This is a genomic window from Collinsella sp. SGI.241, assembly GCF_050312955.1.
In the GTDB taxonomy this organism is placed as follows: domain Bacteria; phylum Actinomycetota; class Coriobacteriia; order Coriobacteriales; family Coriobacteriaceae; genus Collinsella.
Genome location: NZ_JBNPKM010000030.1, coordinates 1 through 622, shown reverse-complemented (window position 1 = coordinate 622; position 622 = coordinate 1). Strand labels below are relative to the sequence as shown.

Sequence of the window (622 nt, the reverse complement as noted above, 5' to 3'; positions counted from 1 at the left end):
GCGAGGTGCGTCTTGCCCACGCCGGGGCTCCCCACGAACAGGACGTTCTCGGCCCGCTCGACGAACCTCAGGGTCGCGAGCTCCTCGATCTCGGCGCGCGGGACCGACGGCTGGAAGTCCCAGTCGAAGTCCGCCAGCCCCTTGACGTAGGGGAACCCCGACGACCGTATGCGCTGGTTGGTGATCCTGGCCTCCCGGGCGGCGACCTCGACGCGCGTCATCTCCTCGAGGGCGGAGGCGAAGCTCCGCTCGCCCGCGGCGACCATCCTCACGTAGTCGGGCAGGGACGCCGCCATCTCGTGCAGCCCGAGCGCGGAGAGGTTCGCCTGCGCCCTGATCGAGGGGCTGCCCTCCGCGACGGCGCCCATCACGCCCCTCCGAGCGAGTCGAGCAGCGCGAGGTTGGCGCGCGCGGCCTCGGCGATGTCCGCGTCGGCCAGGCCCCGCTTCCCCTCGAGGGCCTGCTCGTAGTGGTCGGGGTCGTAGTTGATGGGCCTCGACGGCCCGGACGCGGCGTCGTGGACGGCGACCTCCTCGCCGGCCATCCTCACCACGACCTGGCCGCCGGGCATCGCCACGACGCTCACGCGCCGGCCGATGCAGCGCCTGGGCACGGACCACTC

2 protein-coding genes are annotated in these 622 nt (G+C 73.2%); both read right to left on the bottom strand.

Going from position 1 to position 622, the window contains the following annotated elements; genetic code table 11:
* On the bottom strand, positions 1–368 hold a 368-nt coding region (locus ACQQ92_RS08425; RefSeq protein ID WP_427796242.1), incomplete at its 3' end, for an ATP-binding protein.
* Positions 368–622: Mu transposase domain-containing protein (locus ACQQ92_RS08420; RefSeq protein WP_427796241.1), on the bottom strand; the 255-nt coding region annotated here is incomplete at its 5' end. The genes ACQQ92_RS08425 and ACQQ92_RS08420, both read right to left, overlap by 1 nt.